Consider the following 22499-nt stretch of genomic DNA (forward strand, 5'->3'; position numbering starts at 1 on the left):
GAGTTTCGGTCAATATTTCAAAATGATATTTTTCACATCATTTAATAAATTAGTTTAGATTCCTCCGGAATGATAAAGAGGATGTTTGCAAAGTAGAGATTGCTTCGTCACTTCGCTCCTCGCAATGATAATTGTTTTACCCATTCCCAGCCCTATGCTTCAAATCATCCGCCCCACCAGTTTTCCTCGCTTGTCCAGATTTTCCTGAGCCGAAGTTATAAGTATAGGAAAGCGTTGCCATTCTGGTGTCTCTTCTCACAATGAAGTTTTCTGCATAGCCGGAATAGATGTTTCGGGCTTCCGGATTGCTCTTGAAGAAGATGTCGTTGAAAGAAAACTTGAGCGTGCTGTTGTTCTTGAATTTCTTCTGAGCACCGATGTTTACAGACCACATCGGTTTCAGGTACATATAGGCGTAAACTTCTTTGGCTTTGTAGTTCCCCGAAAGTTCTGCTGAAAAACCATTTCCGATTTTGAAAGAATTGATGCTGTTGAGGTCAAATGTGAAGTTCCCCTGATTCTTGATATTGGTGTCGGAAATATTGCCGGTGTAACTGCCGTAATAGAAATTGGCACTGTTGTTCATCTCCCACCATTTGGTCACTTTTACAGGCGCAATCAGGTTGAGTCCGTAATAAGAAGCGGAACTGAGATTCTCGTTGGTCTGTACCACCACCGTTTTTCCGTCTTCGATAATCGGCATCAGGACATCTGTGATGTTTTTGTTGGTTTTGCTGTAGCTCAAGGTCGCAAAATACTTGTTGCTCAAACTGTACGTGAACTCATAATTCATCGTGGTTTGCGGGTCGAGATTGGGATTTCCGGCTTGGTAGGTTGTCGGGTCCAGATAGAATTTGAATGGGTTGAGCTGACGGTAATTCGGTCTGGTAATTCTTCTGCTGAAGTTGAGTTCTACGCTGTTTTTGTCATCCACATCATAAGAAAAAACGGCACTTGGAAATAACTGTGTGTAATTCTTTTTGTTGATTTGGTTGGTTGTGAGCTGATTTCCTGTCACGTTGGTATTTTCCATTCTGAGACCAAAATTGACTTTGAATTTTTCCCAATTCTTAATCACGTTTCCATAAACGGCATTGATGTTTTCCTCGTAAATGAAATGGTTGGTCTTAGAATTATCAATAACGGAAGTTCCGGAACTGGCATCAAAAAACTGAAGGTCGTTGTCCGCTTTTACAAAACTCGTTTTAAGTCCTGTTTCCAATTTCCAGTTCTTTTTGAAGACTTTGATAAGGTCTGATTTTAAGGAATAAATATTGAGGTTTCCGTCCAAATCGCCTTTTAAAATATAGGGGTTTGGGTTAGTTGGACTTGACGGAGAAAGGTTTCCATTATTATCAAAATTTCTTGTATTGAAGTTTTGAAGCGATGTGTTAGCATAATTGATATAATCCAAATCTGTCGTGAGTTCTGAACCCAGCGAATCGATTTTGTATTTGTGATTGAAGTTTAAAGACGCATTTTTCCAATGGTCGCGGTTGTTGCTTTTGGTGTTGAAAGTTCCGTCCGGCTGGTAATTTTGATTCAGAATCTGAGTGTCGTTATTGCTCGTCGGGTCAAACCTGTTGCTCACAAGACCAACTGAAAATCCTAAAACATTTTTATCGTTGGCGTAATAATCCATTCCGACTTTTGCGATGTGATTTCGGAAGTTCATTTTCAGGAAATTGTTCTGAACATAGGCGTTTTGGAACGTTTCGTTTTCATAGAAGTTTCTATCTAAAGTCAATTTGTTGTAAAATTCTCTGTAAGCAAAGCTGTAATTGGCAAAAAGATTCACTTTTTTGTTTCTGTGATTGATGCTGAAACTGTTGTTGTTCTTCACATATTTTCCGGTTCCGAGAGACGTGGAAAGACTGCCGTTGGTGCCTTTTCGCTGGTCTTTTTTGAGTCTGATGTTGATGATAGAAGTTCCGGATGCATCGTATTTTGATGAAGGATTGGTAATGAATTCGATTTTTTCGACTGTCGAAGAAGGGATTCCTCTGAGGTAATTGGCAAGGTCGGTTCCTGTCATCGGCGTGTTTTTTCCATCGATTTGAACGAGCAGGTTTGCTTTGCCACGCATGCTGATATTGTCGTTGCTGTCGATATTCACGCCGGGCGCTTTTTCCAACACTTCGAAGGCGGAATTTCCGGTGGAGGCGATGCTGTTTTCTACATTCAGAATCATTTTTCCGTCCTGCCGTTCGATATAAGGTTTTACTTTGGTAATGGTTACGGCTTCGATTGATTTTTCATTGAGTGAAATCGAAGGAAGTGTGGTATTTTCATTCACGGAAACTTGTGATTGATAAACTTCTGTTCCGCTTTTATTGATTTTCAGATTGTAATTTCCTGAAGTTAAATCATTGAAACTAAACTTTCCATTTTGGTCGGCTAATTCGGTTTTTACCAATTTGTTTTCTGAATTGAAAAGATTGATTTCTATCTGATTTGTATTGCCGGAATCAATCGTTCCTGACAAAGAAAAATTCTGGCTGGACTGTGCAAACACATTTGTGAAGAAAGAGACCATCCATAATAGGATGATTAGAAATAGTCTGGTCATTGTGTTATTTTTTTTGTTGAAACTGATTTTTATTTCTCGCAGATTTAAGTGATTTTGCAGATGAATATGCTTTATTTATTTTTTGTGTTGATGCAGTTTTCTGATATTTTGAGAAGGGCAGAGTTCATTATTTCCAGTTCAGTTTTAGAAACATTTTCTAAGGCTACGCTTCGGTTGTTCTCGATGAGGTTCTGAACTTTTTCGATGATTTCTTTTCCTGATTTGGTAACTTTCAGATTGGTTTTTCTACGGTCATTGGGGTGAACTTCTCGGGAAATGAATTTGGATTTTACTAATAATTCGATAATTCTTGTGACAGAAGCATTGTCTTTGAAAACCAGATTTCCGATTTCGTTTTGGGTAATTTCTGGATTTTCGAGAATGGCTTTTATGATGAGCCATTGGTCAATCGTGATATTGAAACCGTTTTCTTTCAGTTGTCTCTGTGCGTAATTTCTGTAAGCTCTGATGGCTTTATCGATGTTGTAAAATATGATTGAATCTAATTTTTCCATAGTTTGAAATTTTAAAATGACTTATCAATTATTGATATGTCAATTAATTTGTTGTGATTGTTTTTGATTTGTTACAAATGGGTGAAAAAAAAGTAACACTATCGGGTTTTGATAGTGTTACTCATGCACTTGAAATATCTATAAAAAATATTGCCATAAATTATGGATTGTATTTTTTATATCTTTGATTGTTAGATTTATTTAGAGAATTTAATATGATTGAAAAATATCTTAAACACGCGATTTCAATAGTTATTTTTATTGTTCCGATTTACATTTACTTTAATCCACCTCAAGATAGAGATGCGGGACCAATGATGGCGTATAGTTTCTTGTTTTTACTTTTTTTGTTATTATCAAGTTTGTTTTCAATAATTATTCTCCTTTCATCAATTCTAAATTTTAAGTCAAACAAAATCGAAAATTCATTGTTGATAATTTCCACTTTCCCAACAATTATTTTGTTAATATTTGTTTTTACTAAATTTTAATTCAATTGAGATTTAAATGAAAGTTCAAATAAACATTAAATACAAATTTTTATGAATAAAGCTTTTTTCTAATCTCAATTAAATTTTTCTCAGCTTTTTCTTTATCAGGGAAATCTGGCAATGAAGAGTTTTTCGCCAACAAATTCAATTCTTCGATTAATTGGTCAGCCAACAAAAGCAAATCATCATAATCCCAATTTCCAGCTTTGATATCCAAAAGTTCATCGCGGTTTTTGACACGGATTTCAATCTTATTATTCTTGAAAATGTTGACAGCCGATTGCAAAAGTCGAATTGTATGCATCATATTTTTGCTGTCATAATTTTTCCCGTGCTTTTGATTGGTATTGTACCGGTCTTCATTTCTTTTTTCTACCCAATCCCAATATTCCTTATAGCTTTTGCAGTAAGTAGAATAGGCATCTTGATTGAAAAATAAATAAGCTTCCAGCTTTTCATTTTTTGGAACAGAAGATAAACTGACTTCATTAGAATCTTCATTTTTATGGATTCCATTGTAGTTTTTATTTCCAATTTCATCATAGAATAACGCAAAAACTCCTTTTGAATTTGGCATCTTTACCAATCCGCAATTTTCCTTTAAAAAGTTTTTTTTCTTCAACCAATCTTTTGCAGGAATTGAATTTGAATCTTCCAATATCACACAAAAATCCAGAATTCCTTTTCGTTCTTTTTCAACAGGATTTACAATCTTTTTATTAAGTCCTCTTGCTTTCTGAATCTGTGTTGATGCATATCCGCCAAATGTATCTCTACAAAGTTTTGACAAAAAATTTTCCTGACGGAACTTATCCATTATCGGATTTTTGTAAAGAATACAATCTTCTGGCGGTGCTAATATTTCCAGAATATTTGGATTGTTTTTTAATAGAAGTTCAACAAAACGTCCTATTTCATAATATACAATATCATTAGTTTCGTTTGAAACTTGCGGAATATATTCTAAACCAAAAAACATATTTTTCGGCAGATAAAAAATACCTTTTATATCCGTATCCGAATTTTCCGTCGCCAATCCGAAAGACTTGCTTCCGGAAATGGCTTCGAAAAGGATAAGGTTGTTTTGTTTTAAAAAATCGATAGTTATCATTGTTACGATTTTAATAATTCTAAAAAAACTTTTTCAGCTTTTGATTTATCAAGATTTCCAGCTCTCAAAGTTTTTGCCTTTTCTGAAAGGTTTTCTATTTCCGATTTAAGATATTCAAAAAGTTCCCAATCTTGAGCGTGAAAATATTTTTCTCCATTTTCAGATTTTACATTCAATAAAAATTGAACTTTATTAAATATATTTTCTGGTAACAAATCTAACATTTCGTGAAATATCACAGGCGGAAAAGTTCCTTTCTCAACGACCCATTTTGAGGCTAAAATTGTCCGCAGACAGTAGAAATAATCTTTAAGCTTCACTTCGTCCTTGTTACACGATTCCAAATATTTTTTACTTATCGATAAATAATGGAAAACTACTGCAACAGGAGAAAAAGCTTCTTGTGCTAAAGGTATCATCTTTTCCAAAAATGCATCGTTTTTTATATAAAATATATGTGAAAACAAATGCTCCAAAAGTGGAACGTTTGATTTGTTTAACAAAAGAAATGTTTTCTTCAAATCCCAACCAGAACCGTCCAAATCATCTTCTGTCATAAATTCTATCGTGTCCCGTTTTTCCCAAGGCGAAAGATACCAGTCAACCGGATGTTTGTATATGAAACGTATATCATAATCGCTATCCGGAGAAGCAAATCCCCAAGAACGGCTTCCTGATTCTATCGCAAAAAGTATCTCTATATTTTTTTCTTTTTCGAGAGTTTTTAATTTATCTATTATTTTTGTTTTCATTGTTTTGTTGTCTAAATTTTTTCTTCTTTTTCCAAGACGCATTCTTCCCAACATCGCCAGCCATTATACAACCATAAGGCATTACTTCGTCCAGAACCTCACAAAGTCCATATTCCTCAATTTGCGCTCTTACGTTTTTTGCACTTTTGTAGGCGCTTGGCAATTCGGAAATATCAATTTCGTTGGTAAAAAATCTGATATCGAGACCTTGCGTTTCCTCAGCAAAAACTTCATCAATGGTTTTATGAGCCAGAGATTTTTTATGCTGCGTTCTGCTGAAGTTTCTTCCTGCACCGTGAGGAGCAAAACCTAAATTTCTGTCGTTGGTTGTCCCTTGAACAATCAATACAGGTTCCGCCATATTCAGAGGAATCAGTCTTGGACCTGTAATATCCGGCAAAAATTTGTCGTCCAGCGGAGTTGCTCCTTTCGCGTGGTAGAATAAATCTCCATCTCTGAATACAAAATTATGTTCGTTCCAATATCTATTTTGTTTTTCGATATTTAATTTTTCCAAAGTCGCATTATGAATGGATTCGTGGTTTTCTTTCGTCCATTTTCTAATCAACTGCAAAGCTTCCCAATATTGTTCTCCTTCCTCAGTTTCAAACGGAATCCACGCATTTTCTTTCAACGTTTCCGGCGAAAGTTCCATTCGGAAGCGGTTGGCGACTTTCATTCCTTTGTCATATAACTTTGCACCAGGCGCTCTGGAACCGTGATGTGTTACCAACATTGTGTTTCCTGTGTTTTTGGAAATCCCAACAAACAAAAAGTGGTTTCCGTCTCCTTGAGTTCCCATATGCGAACGGGCGATGCTAATTAGGTTTTCATCATTCAGGAAAAGATTTTCTCTGAAAGCATCCATCAATTCCTGAGACATCGGCATTTGTTCACTTCGTGGTCTTCCTCCGTAACCGAAATGCGTGATAGAATGTGCTGTATCCAAAACATCTTTAGGATTTGCTTTTCCAAAATCTGTCAGCATCACAGAACAACAGATATCTGCACTATGAAAACCTGGATGAATGGCGTTTTTCGCTACCACAACTCCGCCAACTGGAATATGACCTTCTGGTCCGGTTGGACAAGCATCAGGCATAATTGCACCGCCAATTAAAGTTGGGGTTTTCATTAGGACATTCATTGTGTTGATGACTTTTTCTACGTTGTCATTTTCGCTTTCATCTTCTGCTCTGATGTTGATGATGAATTCTGCCGGATTTTCTAATAATGAAATCGGTTCCGGAGATTTGAACTGCTCCAGATATTCTTTCATTTGAGTTTCATCAAGGTTGTTTTCGTTGATATATTGTAAAGCTTCGGCAAACCATTTTTTAGGTGTGAATCCTAAAGCGATTAAGTCGTTTCCTGTGATTGTAGTCATAATATTAATTTTATTTGTAACCTTGATGAGATTCGAACTCACATTCCATATTGGCATTGAGGCTGTAAATACGCTTCCCTACTAAATTTCGGTGCATCTGTAAACTCTACCCATTAGTCCGCACAGGTCTAACCGGAATATCCTCAAAATCCACGAATACGTCAATTTTTCCGTAGGCTTTTCCTTTTAAGCTACAAGGTCATTTTGATGATGCAAAGTAATTGCGTAAGTGCGCAATGTTTTTGCGTATCTGAATTTTTTTATACATTTAATGAAAATTTTTTAAAAAGCACAATGGAGAATTTGAATTCGGATATCTTTCAGGCCTTTCAAAACAAGCTCAAAACCGGAAACAGACGAGGCGTTCACCTCAATGCAATTCCAGGAAACTCAAGATATAAATTTGATTTAGCGAGATTGTCTGAGATAGAAAAAAGTTTACCTGAACATTTTATCGTCAATCTTTTGACTCAGAAAAATGTGAATTTCAAATTCTCTGTCCATCAAAAAAATACGGAGACACCTAAGAATGATAGTTATCTTTTGGAGGACGAGGGTAAAACCAATGAAGAACTGTTTCCCAACTCTGCAATCGCGGAAGTTCCCCAAGAGAAAAATAAACTGAGTGCTCTCGATAAGCTGACGACCAGCCTGGAAAATCTAATCTTCCAAAACGAAGTGATTCAGTCGGAGAAAGGCGTGAATTCTTTGGGTTTTGGTTTCCCAATCCTGATTCGAAAAGATATGGACGGACAGATCTCTGCATCGCCCATCCTGATTTGGTCTGTGACGATAAAAGCGGTCAACGAGATGAATACCTGGGAAATCAGCCGGACGGAAGATGACCCGATCTATGTGAATGAGGTGCTCATCAACCATCTGCAAAGTGATTCTGGTATTAGCATCAAACAAATCTCGGAGGAAATGCTTGCCGATGGAAAAATCGATAAACCAGAACTTCTTAATATCTGTCAGAGCCTGTTGGATCAGCTGAAGATTACGCAGAATCTGGATTTTATTCTCAATAATTATGAAGAGATTCCTTTTATAAAAGCCAAAGCTTCTTATGAAAACCGCGTTCCGAATAAAGGGGATTCGGTGATTATGAAATCTGGCGTTTTCTCCATCTTTGAGGTTCAGAAGCAGAATATCATCAATGATTATGAGACTTTGAAGAAGGAATTCAAACCTATTGAAAATTTCGAGAAAGGTAGTTTTCAAAGTATTACTTCCGTAGAAACCGATCCATCACAACAAGGGATTTTGGAGTCGTTGAGATCTCAATCCAAGATCTTGATCCAAGGTCCACCAGGAACGGGGAAAAGTCAAACTTTGACGGCTGTTTTGCTGAATGCCCTGGAGAATAAACAAAAAACCATTGTCGTCTGCGAGAAGCAAACGGCGCTGGAAGTGCTTTACAATGCGTTGCAAAAGTTGGGTCTGGGACGCTATTGCATTATGATCAAAGATGCTTCGACTGATAGAAAGTTGGTGGTAGATTCAGTCCGAAATACGATTGATTCGGCGGATTTTAAAAAGCTGATTCAGCCATATTCTGAGCAATCATTGCAAAATCAACTGACAGAAATCTCTCAGCATAAAGATACGATAAACGCTGTCCACGAGCTCTTGAATTCTGAATTGGTTCCAGGAAAAAACTGGACGGAGATTGTAGGGAATCTTTTGACCTATCAAGACTCCAAGGAAAATATTAATCTGCAAGATCTGAAGCTTTATTTTTCTGAAGATGAATTTAAAGTGATTGAGAATGTTTTGGCAAATGGGGAAGAATTGTATCAAAGTTTCAAGCCTTATGAAGCATCATCATTCATCAATCCTAAAAAATTAATTAAAGATAATTTCCATAGCAGTCAGCAGAATTTGGATTCGGCTTTTCAGAATTATGAGTATTCTTGGAAAGAAATTCAGAATTTGATTAATGATTTCAAACCGATCTATGAGGAAAAGCGCAAACAGGATTTTGGGAAGAATCTGCAAGAAGTTTCCGACTATATTGATGAAACCGAAGTTCTGACCTCAACCTTAAATCAAAGCTCGGAGGAATTGCATCCGGAAATTACGAATGGTTTTTTCTATAAACTAACGGCGCTATTTTCATCAAGCAAGAAAAATAAGATCAAGGCCCAGAAGCGATTGCTGGAGCTGAGTTCATTGGTAAAGCAAATCAGTTTGAAGGAATTTTTCCCTGCCATCAATTTGTCTGATCACCTTTGGAACAATAGAAATGAGATCATCAATTATAGACCGAAAGTTCAGGAGATTCAGTCTGAGTTTTTGTCTAAATTAGAAACAAGTTTTACTGAGATTGATTTTCTTAATGCCTTTGATCCCGTTATTTCTGGTCGTGAAACCGAAATGATCTCACAAAAAATCCAGCAATTACGCAAGGTAATCTCCAATGATTCTTGGTTGAATAATCTGGAATTTGGGAATACTTATCAAAGCTTCATAACTTATATTGAGCGAAATTTAGAACTTTACAAAACTTACAGAAACAATCCAGAGAATCCTTTGTTGAAAGCGTTTAGCTGGTTTACTTTTTATAATTCGCTTTCGAATTTTCAGAAGTCGATTTTGGAAAAATTGTATCCGATCACTAATTGGAAACCGACGTTTTATTCGGCTTATTACCCGTTGTTGCTCAATCATTATTCTGACCCGAAACTGAATTTCAGTGAGAGAAATTATGAGGAAATCGGAAAAAAAATTAAGCAATTGGGGATTTCTCAGAAGAGTTTTGTGGAGTTTTTCTGGAACGTTGCCCAACAGAATTCGGTGAAGCAATTTGAGCAAAATAATAAGGATGTAACTGTGGCGAATCTGTATAACAAAAGAAGCAGTATCAATCACAAAAGACTGACTTTGAGACAAATCGTTCAGAAAGATATTGACCTTTTCACGCATTTCTTCCCAATCATTTTGACGACGCCGGATGCTTGCAGTAATCTTTTTCAGGGCAAGAATTTTTATTTTGATAATGTCGTTTTTGATGAAGCCAGTCAGTTGAAATTGGAAGACAATCTGCCAGCGATCTTGAAAGGGAAAAACGTGATCATTGCAGGCGATGAGCATCAAATGCCACCTTCCAATTATTTTAGCAAAGTGTTTGATGGAACGATTGAGGACGAGGATGATATTGAATCTGAAGCCGAAGTTATCACGTACAAAAATGCAATGTTGAACATCGAATCTCTATTGGATTATGCGATGGAAAATAACTATGAAAAGAATCATCTTGATTTCCATTACCGTTCCAAACATCCTTATTTGATTGACTTTTCCAACCACGCTTTTTATAATTCGAGGTTGAAACCACTTCCGACAAAATCTGAAAATAAACCGATAGAATTTTTCCAAATCGACGGTGTTTTTGATGAGCATACGAATAAGGAAGAAGCGGATAAAGTTTTGGAGATTTTGGAAAGCATTCAGCCTTTGAAAGATGGGAATTATCCTTCTGTGGGAATTGCGACTTTCAATATTTTGCAACGGAATTATATCAAACGAAAGATTGTTCAGAAAGCCAATTTGCCTGAAAATGATAAATTCAAAGAGAGAATTCAGGGTTTGGAATCATCAGGATTATTCATCAAAAATCTTGAAAATATCCAAGGTGATGAGCGCGATATTATCATCATTTCAACGACTTATGGGCGGAAATCGAGTGGGAAATTCATTCAAAGTTTTGGACCTGTGAATCACACCAAAGGTTACAAATTACTGAATGTGATCATTACGCGAGCAAAAGAAAAAATCTACATCTGCAACTCGATTCCGGAAGAGGTTTTTTCCAATTACAAAGATGCTTTGCAACAAGAAGGTTCAAACAATCGAAAGGCGGTTTTCTATGCTTATTTGGCTTATTGCAAGGCGGTGAGTGAAGAAAATGAGAATGGAAGATTGGAAATTCTGAATGTTTTGGATCAATTCGGATATTCGAAACAGTCTAATGAAAGTGGCGAATCCAATCTGTTTATTGATCAGATTTTTGACCGATTGAAAAAGGATTTTCCAGATTATAAATTGTCGAAGAATATTGATTTTGGTGGTTATCAATTTGATATTCTCATTGAAAAAGAAGGCAAGAAATCTTTGATTGTAGAATGTATGAGCAAAGAGAAATACGCTGACGAATTGGGCTATCTGGAAGATCTGCACAAAGAAAAAGTGTTGAAGAATTCGGGTTTTGAGTACGTCAGAATTTGGAGCCAGAGTGTTTGGCGGAATTTAGAAAATGAACTTCAAAAAATAAATAAAAAATTACTATGATATTTGAACAATTAGAAAAATCAGCAGGCGAGATTCAATTCAAAGATGTGATTGCATTCATCGATGAACATTACGATTTTACGCCGACGAAATTCAAGAACGGAAACACAGTGAATGAAGCTGACCAGAATAATGGCTCTTGCAAGGTTTTCAGTTTTGCAAAGTTGAATGCATTATCCAAAGAAGAAACTTTGGCTTTGTTTGGAGAATTTTACAGAACAGATGTTTTGCAAAATCCTGAAGGAAATGACCATCAGAATATCAGAAATTTTATTGAGTTTGGTTGGGATGGTATTTCGTTTGAGGGTGAGGCTTTGAAACGAAGATTTTAGAATTTAAGTAAAGATCATTTATCACTTATCTTTCATCATTAATAAAAGCTTTATGTCATCCAACAAAAACGCATTAATCCGCTACAAAACCTTGGACAAATGTCTGAAGAACAAGTTCAAAAAATATACTTTGGAAGATTTGATTGACGAATGTTCCGAAGCGTTGTTTGAGTTTGAAGGCAAAGAATCTTTTGTGAGCAAACGAACTGTTCAACTCGACTTGCAGAATATGCGAAGTGAGAAATTTGGATATGAAGCGCCAATCGAGGTTTATGAAAGAAGATATTATCGATACAGTGATCCAGAATATAGTATTCATCAAATTTCCGTTAATGAAAATGATTTGAAAGCGATGAACAATGCCGTTCAGATTCTGAAGCAATTCAAGGATTTTTCGATGTTCAAGGATATGAACGGAGTCATTCAAAAGTTGGAAGATTCGATACAATCGACGAATCAAAAATCAATCATTCATCTTGACAAAAATGAGCAGCTAAAAGGTCTTGAGCATATCGATACGCTTTACGGAAGTATTTTGAACAAGAAGGTTTTGAAGATTTGTTATAAAAGTTTCAAAGCAAGGGAAATGAATATTCTGACTGTTCATCCGCAATTGTTGAAGGAATACAACAACCGTTGGTTTCTCATTTGTTTTCATAAGAACAGCATGATGAATCTCGCTTTGGATAGAATGGAAGAAATTGAAATCGATGAGAAAACAGAATATATTGACAAAGATTTCAATTCTGATCGGTATTTCGGAGAAGTAATTGGCGTAACTGTTTCGGAAACACAACGTCCGAAAAATGTGATTTTCAAAGTGATTTCAAAACACGTACCTTACGTGAAAACCAAACCTTTTCATCATTCTCAGGAGATTATAGAAGAAGATGAGACGGGAACAACTTTCAAAATCTGTGTTCAACTCAATTTCGAATTGGAAAGAATGATTTTGGGAATGGGAGAGTTTATCACCGTTTTGGCGCCAAGAAAATTAAAGCAACGAATTGCCAGAAGTCTAAAGTTAGCAGCGGAAAATTATACTTCTGAAACGATAAATTAATAACCGTGTAAATTAATTCCTTCCGTTCTTTGAAGCGTGACTTTCTTTCCCATTTTCTTTTGGATCACTCGGAAATGTTGTAACTCGTCGTCGGTCAAAATATTAATCGCTGTTCCTTTTTCGCCCGCACGACCAGTTCTACCGATTCTGTGAATATAATCCAAAGGCGAACGAGGTAATTCATAATTGATGACACAAGGCAACGCGTCGATGTGAATTCCACGACCAATCAAATCTGTTGCAACCAAAATTTGCGCACCGTTTACTTTGAATTCTTCCAAATTATTTCGTCTTGCACCTTGCGATTTCTGACTGTGGATTGCAACCGCTTTTATTTTGTTTTTCTTTAGTTTTTCAACCAAATTATCTGCAGATTTTGTGGAAGAAACAAAGATTAAAGCTTTCTCAACCTTTTTTTCTTTAATTAAATAACGCAAAAAAGGCCCTTTGTTTTCAGGAGACACGTGATAAGCCAATTGCTCAATATCATCAATGGTAACTTCTTCTTTTTTGATTTCAATCAATGTTGGATTGATGGAAAGACGTTGTTTCATCTCAGAAACTTTATCATCCAAAGTAGCTGAAAACAACGTCGTTTGTTTCATCGCAGGCATCAAACCGAAAAGCTTGTTCATTTCCTCGCCAAAACCTAGTTGAAACATTTTGTCGGCTTCATCTATCACCAAATGTTGAATTCCAGAGATACTCAACGCATTATGGTCAATCAAATCAAGCAATCTTCCAGGCGTCGCAATCAAAACTTCCACGCCAAACATTCCTTTCATTTGCGGATTGATGGAAACGCCGCCGTAAACTGCCATCGTTTTAACTTCACGCTTCAAATTATCTGTGAAAGCTCGGAAAACTTCATCAATCTGAATTGCCAATTCACGAGTCGGAACCAATATTAAAACCTGAACATTACGGTCTTTTTTAACTTCCGTGTTTTGAAGTTTTTCTAAAATCGGCATCACAAAACAAGCCGTTTTCCCAGAACCAGTTTGTGCAATTCCCATAAAATCTCTTCCCTCCAAAATCACAGGAATCGATTGTTCCTGAATCGGAAAAGGTTTTAGATAACCTAATTTTTTGACAGATTTGATAATATTGCTGGATAATCCTAACGACTCGAATGACATAAAATATTGATTTGGTGCAAAGATAAGTTATTGAAATTGGTTTATATTCTAAAGTTTTGCAGATTTCAAATTTCTGGACAATAATATTTCTATGTTAGAATTATAATGGCGTATTTCTTGTAATATTCTTTAAAATTAAAAAAAATGAAATCAAGATTATTAAGAATGGCTTTGACTTGGGTTGCTCCAATTGTAATTGGTTACATCGTCAAAAAAGTAGAGGAGAGAATGTCCCGAAAAACTCAACCCAAACAGATTCCTCAAAACTAAAAATTCATCCATCAATTACTGATGGATTTTTTATTGATTCATATTCATAATGGCAATTAATTAAATGAAATATTCTCTTTTGGCTTAAGTTTTGAATTTATCAGCAAAATATTTATACTATGAAAAAATATATCAATTTCATTCCCTTGTTTTTATTAGCAGGAATGTTGACAAGTTGTGAAGCCGTAGAAACTATTTTCAAAGCCGGAATGTGGTGGGGAATAATCCTCGTAGTCGGCATCGTCGGTTTAGTATTATGGTTATTATCCAGGGGTAAAAACTAAAAAAGCGGGAATGATTTCCCGCTTTCTTTTTATAAATTAATGATTTATAAATTTCAATGTTGCGCTAAGATCATTGTATCCACCGCCGTTGTAAACGTTGTCAAAACCTTGAGATTTGTAAAAATCTGTCGCTTTTCCCGATCTGTTTCCCGATCTGCAGAAGAAAATTACATTGCCGTCCAAAGCTCTGATTTCATCGATGTGAGCTTCGATATCGCCTAAAGGAATATTATTAGCTTCCGCAATATTTCCATCCATTTCCAATTCCAAAGGTTCGCGAACATCAATCAAGTGATAGTTTCCAGCTTTTAATACATCTTCTATTGCCATAATTTTTATTTTTTACATTATTAATATTAACAAAATTACAATTTAAATTTTTAAAATATTAAAAGCTTATTTAAAAATTAGTAAAACCACATAGACACATAGAAAAAGCGCAATATTCGGATTTACAAAGATAAAATAGGACTAAACACACAACTATTTTATCTTAAATCTATACAAAAACTATGTGCCTATGTGGTTAATAAAACTTTTCAATGTAAATTTAAAATGGCTCTAAATATTCTTTCACAAAAACATCAAAATTTAAAACATTATTTTTGTGCTGTAATATGAGTAACCAAGAGAAATACAGCAGTCTGATAAAATCCAAAGCTTTGGCTTTCGGGTTTCAGTCTTGTGGTATTTCCAAAGCAGATTTCTTGGAAGAAGAAGCGCCAAATTTGGAAAAATGGCTGAAGAACAATTTCAATGGCGAGATGCGCTATATGGAAAATCATTTTGATAAAAGATTGGACCCGAGATTATTGGTTGAAGGCTCCAAATCTGTGATTTCTCTGAGTTATAATTATTTTCCTGAGGAACTTCAAACCAATACAGATTTCAAACTCTCAAAATACGCTTACGGCGAAGATTATCACGAAGTTATCAAAGATAAATTGAGAAATTTGGTTGCCGAACTTCAATCTGAAATAGGGGAGTTTTCTTTTCGAGTTTTTGTAGATTCTGCGCCGGTTTTAGAAAAAGCTTGGGCTAAGAAATCTGGAATTGGCTGGGTTGGAAAAAACTCGAATTTAATTACCAAAAAGAACGGTTCGTTCTATTTTTTGGCAGAGATTATTTGCGATTTGGATTTGATTCAAGATTCGCCGGTTACAGATCATTGCGGAAGTTGTACGAAGTGCATCGATGCTTGCCCAACTCAGGCAATAATTTCTGATAAAATCATCGACGGAAGCAAGTGTATTTCCTACGCCACGATAGAGCTGAAGGACCAAATTCCTGATTTTTTCAAGGACAAAATGGAAGATTGGATGTTCGGTTGCGACATTTGTCAAGACGTTTGTCCGTGGAACAGATTTTCTGCACCAACTTTGGAAGAGAAATTCCGACCAAATTCTGAAATCAAAAACTTCACAAAACAAGAGTGGAAAGACATTACCCAAGAAATATTTTCCTCGGTTTTCAAAAAGTCAGCAGTGAAGAGAACTAAGTTTTCCGGACTTAAAAGGAATCTCGATTTCTTGTCAGGCTGAGGTTCTCGAAGCCTTCTAAAATCATTTTCTTTTCTGAACTCTTTTCGGGGCAACTTTCACTCTGATTTTTTGTCTTTTGTTGGATTGGCGATTTTTCGGCATATTTTATTACTTTTTCGCTAATAAATTTCAAACTAAAATTCCATAAAACCAAGATTTATTAAAAAAAATTAACATTTTCATTTTGTGTCAGATATTTTATTAACTTTATAGTTCGACGCTCTGGCAAAAACCATACAATGAAAAAAATGTTATTTCTAATTCTTAAAATAATCGGCTTCTTGATTGGAGTCGTTTTTTTGTACATTATATTAAGCTTGTTACTCCCTTTGATTCCCGTAAAAGCGAAGGAAACCAACGAGCCAAAAATTATAGAAGCCTACATTTTGACCAACGGCGTTCATACGGATTTGGTACTTCCTGTGAAGTCAAAATACATCGATTGGAGCCAGAAATTACCTATTGAAAATACCAAAGGAAAAGATTCAGACCAGAATTTCATAGCCTTTGGCTGGGGAGACAAAGGTTTCTACCTCGATACACCAACCTGGGCAGAACTCAAATTTTCTACCGCTTTCAATGCCGCATTTTGGCTTAGCGAATCTGCGATGCACTGCACTTATTACAAAAAAATGACAGTCGCTGATGATTGCAAAAAAATAATGCTCACAGAAAAGCAATATCAAGATTTAATCAAATTCATAGACGATAGGTTTGATAAAGATTCAGAAGGAAAATATATTCTGATAAAAACCGACGCCGTCTATGACAAGAATGATGCGTTCTACGATGCAAAAGGAAGCTACAACTTCACCTACACTTGCAACACGTGGGCAAACGACGGACTGAAAGCTGCGGGTCAAAAAGCCGCATTCTGGACGCCAACAGATTTCGGGATTTTCAGACATTATAAATAGAATAACATCAATAAATATTTGGGCAGCTTTTCCGCCTTCCGTTCCCGCTTTTTTTGCCAAGCTAAACCCAATGCAAAAAAGAGCTCCACTCAAGTCGGGCTGCGATAGTTCAACATTTCAAATCAGTTTCACTTTTTCTATGAAGTTCATTTTTTGTCTATTTTTCTCTACAATTATTTTCGGCTGCCAAAAAGAAAAATCGAACCAGCCAAATCCAGTTGTCGCTGATTCAGTCGTTATTTCAAAGCCAAAAATCGATCTTTCGAAAACAAATCAAAAAGCCAAAGAAGCTTTAGAATTCTGCAAAGCCAAAAACTTCAACACAGATTTTTGTATCCTAATCGATATGAGTTTGCATTCCGGGTTGAAACGTTTTTTTATTTATGATTTCAAAAAAGATATAATTACCAATGAATATTTAGTTGGTCACGGTTGCGGAAATTCTTCTTGGAGTGCAGATGACACAAAAGAAAACCCAAGTTTCAGCAACGAAGATAATAGCCATCTTTCGTCATTAGGAAAATATAAATTAGGAGCCAGAGGTTACAGCAATTGGGGCGTTCACGTCAAATATCTGATGCACGGTTTAGAAGAAACAAATAACAACGCTTTGAAAAGAATCATCGTTTTTCATTCTTGGGAAAAGATGAGCGATGAAGAAGTCTATCCAAAAGGCTCACCCGAAGGTTGGGGTTGTCCCACAGTTTCCAATAATGCTTTCAAACAAATTGATCAAGTGCTGAAAAATTCTAAGAAGCCTGTTTTGATGTGGATCTATAATTAAATTTGATTGAATTTTTGCTACTTGATGAAAATTTTTAAACGCAAAGTTTTTTTTAATAAATTCATATATTTAAGGAAGCATAGGCAGATGAATCTGCATTGATGAAGGCAATAAATTAAAAACACAAAATTGTATGACTGAAAATGAATTGTCCTATAAAGTTATAGGAGCGGCAATTGAAGTTCACAGAACTTTAGGAGTTGGATTACTTGAAAGTGCGTATGAATCTGCACTTCTTTATGAATTACAACAATTAGGTCTTATGTAAAAACTCAAGTTTTTCTATCAACAATTTATAAAGGCATCAAGATAAACAAAGCTTACAAAGTCGATATGATAGTTGAAGATAAACTGATTGTTGAAAACAAAGCTGTGCGTGAACTGCATCCAATCGACCATTTTCAAACAAAAACCTATTTGAAATTAACAGGTCTTAAGCTTGCTCTTTTAATCAATTTCAACACACCACTTTTAAAAGACGGAATCCACAGAATTGTAAACAAATTATAAAATCACGCTTAATCAAATCAATTCATTGATTAATCTTTGCTCACTTAAAATCACAAAACTATAAAAAGTCTTTGCGTTTAAATTTCCTATTAAGAAACAATATCGAAATAATACAATATCTCATATTTTAACCCAAAATTTCTTAAATTCGCAACCTATAAAAAGCAATTAGCAAAACGCTAAATGCCAAAAGCCCAAACTATGACTTCACAAGAAATAAGACAGCAATTTTTAGATTTTTTCAAAAGCAAAGAACATCTCATTGTTCCTTCTGCGCCAATTGTTCTTAAAGATGACCCAACACTGATGTTTTCCAATTCCGGAATGACACAGTTTAAGGACTATTTTTTAGGCTACAAAGAACCTAAATCTTCCAGAATTGCAGATACTCAAAAATGTCTTAGAGTTTCCGGAAAACACAATGATTTGGACGATGTTGGTCGTGATACCTATCACCACACGATGTTTGAGATGTTGGGGAACTGGAGTTTTGGCGATTATTTCAAAAAAGAAGCAATTACTTGGGCGTGGGAATTACTAACCGAAGTTTACAAAATTCCGAAAGAAAATCTTTATGTGACCATCTTTGAAGGCGACGAAAAAGAGAATCTTGAAAGAGATACAGAAGCTTACGATTTGTGGAAACAATTCATTTCCGAAGATAGAATCATCAATGGAAATAAAAAAGATAATTTCTGGGAAATGGGAGCGAGTGGACCTTGCGGACCTTGTTCTGAAATTCACGTTGATTTGAGAACTCCGGAAGAAAAAGCGAAAGTTTCAGGATTAGAATTGGTGAACAATGATCATCCTCAAGTGGTAGAGATCTGGAATCTCGTTTTTATGCAATTCAATAGAAAAGCAGATGGAAGTTTGGAAAATCTTCCTGCGAAACACATCGATACAGGAATGGGATTTGAGCGTCTTTGTATGGCGCTTCAGCAAAAAGAATCCAATTATGACACCGACGTTTTCACGCCTTTGATCGCTAAGGTTGAGGAACTTTCGGGTAAAAAATATACAGGAATTCTAACGGACGAAAAAGACATCGCCATCCGTGTGGTTGTAGATCACATCCGTGCGGTTTCATTTGCGATTGCTGACGGACAATTGCCTTCCAATGGTGGCGCAGGTTACGTCATCAGAAGGATTTTGAGAAGAGGAATTTCTTACGCTTACAGATTTTTGGATAGAAAAGAACCTTTCCTTTTTGAATTGGTAGCTGTTCTTCAAAATCAAATGGGCGCATTTTTCCCCGAACTTGAAAAACAAGGAAATCTAGTTACAGAAGTGATCAAAAGTGAAGAAGAATCTTTCCTTAAAACAATAGAAAACGGTTTAATTAGAGTTGAAAAATTAATTCAACAAACCATTTCTGAAGGCAAGAAAGTTCTACCAAGCGAAGAGGTTTTCGAATTGTATGATACTTATGGTTTCCCAGATGATCTGACGAGAATCATCGCAGAAGAAAAAGGTTTGACAATCGATGAAGCTGGTTTCGAAGCCGAAATGGCGAAACAAAAGCAACGTTCCAAAAAAGATTCGGCGGCGAAAGTTTATGACTGGGTTGTTTTGGAAGAAAAGCCTGAAACATTCGTTGGTTACGATGTTTTAGAATCCGAAACTTACATCACAAGATATAGAAAAATAGAAAATAAAGACGGCGAATTTTATCAAATTGTTTTGAGTAATTCTCCTTTCTATCCGGAAGGTGGTGGACAAGTTGGCGACAAAGGCGTTCTCGAAAATGCAACCGAAAGTTTAGAAGTTTTGGAAACTAAGAAAGAAAATGGATTGATCATTTCTTTAATTAATGGACTTCCGAAAGATGCAGGTGCAGTTTTCTATGCCAAAGTGAATGTGGCTGACAGAAAAAATTCTCAAGCCAATCACTCTGCGACGCACTTGTTGCACGAAGCTTTGAGAGAAGTTCTTGGAACGCACGTGGAGCAGAAAGGTTCTTATGTTGGTCCTGATTATTTAAGATTCGATTTTTCACATTTCAGTAAAATGACGGAGGGAGAATTGGCTTTGGTTGAGGAAAAAGTAAATGCGAAAATCAAAGAGAATTTGGCTTTGCAGGAATTCAGAAATATTCCGATTCAGGAGGCTTTGGACAAAGGCGCAATGGCGCTTTTCGGAGAGAAATATGGCGATAATGTAAGAATGATTCAGTTCGGAAGTTCAAAAGAATTATGTGGTGGAACACACGTGAAAACTACGAGCGAAATCGGACATTTCAAACTGACTTCAGAAAGTTCAACGGCTGCGGGAATCAGAAGGATTGAAGCAATTTCCGGAGAAAAGTCTGAAGAATATTTCAAGAATTTGGAAACTCAAGTTTCTGAAATTTCGCAATTATTAAAATCAAAAGATTTAATCAAATCAATTGAAAAATTGTTGGAAGAAAATTCGGCTTTAAAATCTGAAATTGATTCATTCAAAAAAGAAAAGGCGAAAGGAGAAATTCAAAATTGGAAAAATGATTTCGAAGATAAGAACGGGAAGAAATTATTAGTAAAGAAAACGTCTCTGGATGCAGGTTCTGTGAAAGACATCGTTTTCCAACTGAAAAAAGATACACCAAATTCTGTCATCATCATTATTTCTGATGCAGGCGAAAAACCAATGGTAACTGTTGGTGTTTCTACGGATTTGGAATCAACTTATCACGCTGGAAATATCGTGAAAGAATTGGCAAAAGAAATCCAAGGCGGAGGCGGAGGAAACGCAGGATTTGCAACTGCCGGCGGAAAAAATCTTGCAGGGATTGATAATGCTTATCAGAAAGCTTTGGAAATTTAATTTTCAAATTTTATTACACAAAACTAAAAGCGTCTCGAAATTTCGAGACGTTTTTTTATTATAAATCTTAATAAAATAAATAATTATTTAGCAAAATTCTTTGGCGAATAAAAATATAAGAATTTCTTTTTAGCCGTCGCAAAATTACTCCAATTGTCGCAATCTATTTGATAAGCAACAACACCGGAAGTTGGGAGATTCACAATTTCGTCTGTCAAAGAGTTGGCAAAGTTGGAAATGCCATTGTTGTGAGAAAACAATGCTACTGAATTGATGGAATTATCTAAACCAAAAATTAAGCTTTCAAAATTGCTCTCTCGCGGATTGTAAAGTGTCGCATCTGTGTCGTAATGTTTCTGAAAAACTTCTGAAAAAAGCTCACACGTTTGCTTCGCACGTTCTGCCGGACTTGTGATGAACGCGTCTATTTCTACCGATTTGTCTTTGAGAAGACGAGCCATTTTTGGGGCGTTGATTCTACCTAAATCGTTGAGCGGACGATCAAAATCTTGAACATCTACAGGCCAATCGCTTTTGGAATGTCTCACGAGTAAAAGTGTTTTCATTCAGAAATAATTAATATAAAATTAAAATTAGATAATATTTTTGATATTTGAATGCTTTTTTGTTATAAAATTTCCTCAATGATGATAAAGGACATAAAAATGTTGTAGAAAAAATGAGTCTGCGATCTTTTATTATCCATCTTGTTACATTTTTTGAAGCCAATTTATCATTGATATCTTAATTATTCTCTAAGATTTATCTTGTATGCATTAAGTTGAAATTTTTCACAATTTTTACTGTTACTATTGTGAATATTGAATAAATATTTGTTTAATGTCTTGATATTTGTATTAATATCAACTTATTGTTATAAAGTTTTTGATTTGTGATTTATTTTAATTTATATTTACCGCTTAAATAAATGATTATCAATCAATACTTTAAAACATTAGAAAGTTGCTGCGAATCTGCATTGTTTTGATGTTTGAAATATCATTTTTTTTACTTGTAAACAGTTGTGGGAACAGAAAAGCATTTTTCAAATCATCTTTTTTCATTCTTTCTTTTGAGTAAGAAAAAGTTTTTTGGACTTTTATTTTTATGTTTTTTTTGTTTGGTTTCTGCCCACGTTGAGATTGAAAATGGGGAAAATGTTGAAGTTGAGAATGATTCGGCTTCTGTGGAAAAAATTGAATCAGTTGATCAAATTGAAATCAGCAATCCATCTCAAGTAAAAATCTATGTAACGGCTGGGACTACGATTGTAAATACGACAGATCAGAAGTTGACAATTGTCCAAATTGAGGCGCCAAAGCAAACCTCTAAAGACAATCATTTTTCAGCTCCAAAAAAACTTTTAGCCACTAAAAAATCAGTGGTAAAACCGCTGAAAAAAGTGGAACAAAAGAAATATGTGAATGATTATCATTTTTCTGGCGCTATTCCTTCGCAGATTCATTTTTCTACACTCACAAAAGCAAGCTTTGCAATCCTAAATTTTTCTTCCCAAGAAAAAACGAATAATGGTATTGTAACATTGTTTCTTTTTGATTTTAAAAATACCAGTATCAATATAGAACCAGAATTATTTTTGTATTCTGATTTTATTTTTTCCAATCTTCATCTTACGACATTCTCTGTAAGACCTCCGCCGTTTTTGAGTTAAAATTTCATTTTTTGAAAATTCTCTTTCTTAGTCAAGGAAGAGATCAATCCTTTTATTACTAATTTTT

The 22499-nt window shown here is 35.4% G+C and carries 20 protein-coding genes; 12 read left to right on the forward strand and 8 right to left on the reverse strand.

Annotated elements, in window-relative coordinates:
• Positions 1-136: 136 nt before the first annotated feature.
• From B0I22_RS04645 to B0I22_RS16460, 5 genes are all read right to left on the reverse strand, one after another.
• On the reverse strand, positions 137-2569 hold the full coding sequence (locus B0I22_RS04645) for a TonB-dependent receptor (RefSeq protein WP_133943485.1): 2433 nt from the start codon (positions 2567-2569) through the stop codon (positions 137-139).
• A gap of 71 nt (positions 2570-2640) precedes the next feature.
• Complete coding sequence (locus tag B0I22_RS04650) at positions 2641-3084, reverse strand: MarR family winged helix-turn-helix transcriptional regulator (RefSeq protein ID WP_133943486.1); 444 nt, start codon at positions 3082-3084, stop codon at positions 2641-2643.
• A 540-nt stretch (positions 3085-3624) separates the two neighbouring features.
• Positions 3625-4683 carry a nucleotidyltransferase domain-containing protein gene (locus B0I22_RS04655; protein WP_133943958.1) on the reverse strand — a complete coding sequence of 353 codons (1059 nt, stop codon included), beginning with the start codon at positions 4681-4683 and terminating at the stop codon, positions 3625-3627.
• A gap of 5 nt (positions 4684-4688) precedes the next feature.
• Entirely contained in the window at positions 4689-5438 is a 750-nt protein-coding gene (locus tag B0I22_RS04660; RefSeq protein ID WP_133943487.1) for a nucleotidyltransferase domain-containing protein, read from the reverse strand.
• Positions 5416-6240 carry an RtcB family protein gene (locus B0I22_RS16460; RefSeq protein ID WP_425459592.1) on the reverse strand — a complete coding sequence of 275 codons (825 nt, stop codon included), beginning with the start codon at positions 6238-6240 and terminating at the stop codon, positions 5416-5418. Before B0I22_RS16460 ends, B0I22_RS04660 begins: the two co-directional genes overlap by 23 nt.
• Before the next feature lie 879 nt (positions 6241-7119).
• Here B0I22_RS16460 and B0I22_RS04670 point away from each other — a divergent pair.
• The 3 genes from B0I22_RS04670 to B0I22_RS04680 are packed head-to-tail and all read left to right on the forward strand — an operon-like array spanning position 7120 to position 12510.
• On the forward strand, positions 7120-11115 hold the full coding sequence (locus B0I22_RS04670; RefSeq protein WP_246022140.1) for an AAA domain-containing protein: 3996 nt from the start codon (positions 7120-7122) through the stop codon (positions 11113-11115).
• Entirely contained in the window at positions 11112-11447 is a 336-nt protein-coding gene (locus tag B0I22_RS04675) for a HopJ type III effector protein (RefSeq protein WP_133943489.1), read from the forward strand. The genes B0I22_RS04670 and B0I22_RS04675 overlap by 4 nt, the downstream gene beginning before the upstream one ends.
• Positions 11448-11499: 52 nt before the next feature.
• Positions 11500-12510: a helix-turn-helix transcriptional regulator gene (locus B0I22_RS04680; protein ID WP_133943490.1), complete on the forward strand. Its 1011-nt coding sequence runs from the start codon at positions 11500-11502 to the stop codon at positions 12508-12510.
• On the opposite strand, the gene B0I22_RS04685 is transcribed toward B0I22_RS04680, so the two are convergent.
• Positions 12507-13649, reverse strand: a complete 1143-nt coding sequence (locus tag B0I22_RS04685) for a DEAD/DEAH box helicase (protein ID WP_133943491.1) — start codon at positions 13647-13649, stop codon at positions 12507-12509. The two genes, B0I22_RS04680 and B0I22_RS04685, sit on opposite strands and share 4 nt — an antisense overlap.
• A gap of 144 nt (positions 13650-13793) precedes the next feature.
• On the opposite strand from B0I22_RS04685, the gene B0I22_RS16410 reads away from it, so the two are divergent.
• Together B0I22_RS16410 and B0I22_RS16070 are read left to right on the forward strand one after the other, a co-directional pair.
• Complete coding sequence (locus tag B0I22_RS16410) at positions 13794-13919, forward strand: hypothetical protein (RefSeq protein ID WP_281276568.1); 126 nt, start codon at positions 13794-13796, stop codon at positions 13917-13919.
• A gap of 119 nt (positions 13920-14038) precedes the next feature.
• Positions 14039-14203 carry a hypothetical protein gene (locus tag B0I22_RS16070; protein ID WP_166668175.1) on the forward strand — a complete coding sequence of 55 codons (165 nt, stop codon included), beginning with the start codon at positions 14039-14041 and terminating at the stop codon, positions 14201-14203.
• Between the two features lie 36 nt (positions 14204-14239).
• Here B0I22_RS16070 and B0I22_RS04690 read toward each other — a convergent pair whose 3' ends face one another.
• On the reverse strand, positions 14240-14533 hold the full coding sequence (locus B0I22_RS04690; protein WP_133943492.1) for a rhodanese-like domain-containing protein: 294 nt from the start codon (positions 14531-14533) through the stop codon (positions 14240-14242).
• 287 nt (positions 14534-14820) lie between these two features.
• Between B0I22_RS04690 and queG the strand changes: the two genes are divergently transcribed.
• The 6 genes from queG (at position 14821) to alaS (ending at position 20760) form a co-directional block, all read left to right on the forward strand.
• Positions 14821-15744: a tRNA epoxyqueuosine(34) reductase QueG gene (gene queG / locus B0I22_RS04695; RefSeq protein WP_133943493.1), complete on the forward strand. Its 924-nt coding sequence runs from the start codon at positions 14821-14823 to the stop codon at positions 15742-15744.
• A gap of 239 nt (positions 15745-15983) precedes the next feature.
• Positions 15984-16661 carry a TIGR02117 family protein gene (locus B0I22_RS04700; RefSeq protein WP_133943494.1) on the forward strand — a complete coding sequence of 226 codons (678 nt, stop codon included), beginning with the start codon at positions 15984-15986 and terminating at the stop codon, positions 16659-16661.
• 139 nt (positions 16662-16800) lie between these two features.
• Positions 16801-17445: a murein L,D-transpeptidase catalytic domain-containing protein gene (locus tag B0I22_RS04705; protein ID WP_133943960.1), complete on the forward strand. Its 645-nt coding sequence runs from the start codon at positions 16801-16803 to the stop codon at positions 17443-17445.
• Positions 17446-17578: 133 nt separating this feature from the next.
• Positions 17579-17713 (forward strand): GxxExxY protein, encoded by a 135-nt coding sequence (locus tag B0I22_RS16435; RefSeq protein WP_342772843.1) that lies wholly within the window; start codon positions 17579-17581, stop codon positions 17711-17713.
• Positions 17714-17754: 41 nt separating this feature from the next.
• Entirely contained in the window at positions 17755-17955 is a 201-nt protein-coding gene (locus tag B0I22_RS16440; RefSeq protein ID WP_342772850.1) for a GxxExxY protein, read from the forward strand.
• 201 nt (positions 17956-18156) lie between these two features.
• Positions 18157-20760 (forward strand): alanine--tRNA ligase, encoded by a 2604-nt coding sequence (alaS, locus tag B0I22_RS04715; RefSeq protein ID WP_133943495.1) that lies wholly within the window; start codon positions 18157-18159, stop codon positions 20758-20760.
• 83 nt (positions 20761-20843) lie between these two features.
• On the opposite strand, the gene B0I22_RS04720 is transcribed toward alaS, so the two are convergent.
• Positions 20844-21326, reverse strand: a complete 483-nt coding sequence (locus B0I22_RS04720; RefSeq protein WP_133943496.1) for a SixA phosphatase family protein — start codon at positions 21324-21326, stop codon at positions 20844-20846.
• A 506-nt stretch (positions 21327-21832) separates the two neighbouring features.
• Between B0I22_RS04720 and B0I22_RS04725 the strand changes: the two genes are divergently transcribed.
• A complete protein-coding gene (locus B0I22_RS04725) occupies positions 21833-22432 on the forward strand; it encodes a hypothetical protein (protein ID WP_133943497.1) in 600 nt (199 codons plus the stop codon).
• The last annotated feature ends 67 nt before the right edge of the window (positions 22433-22499 follow it).

The organism is Epilithonimonas xixisoli, assembly GCF_004365655.1.
GTDB lineage: Bacteria > Bacteroidota > Bacteroidia > Flavobacteriales > Weeksellaceae > Epilithonimonas > Epilithonimonas xixisoli.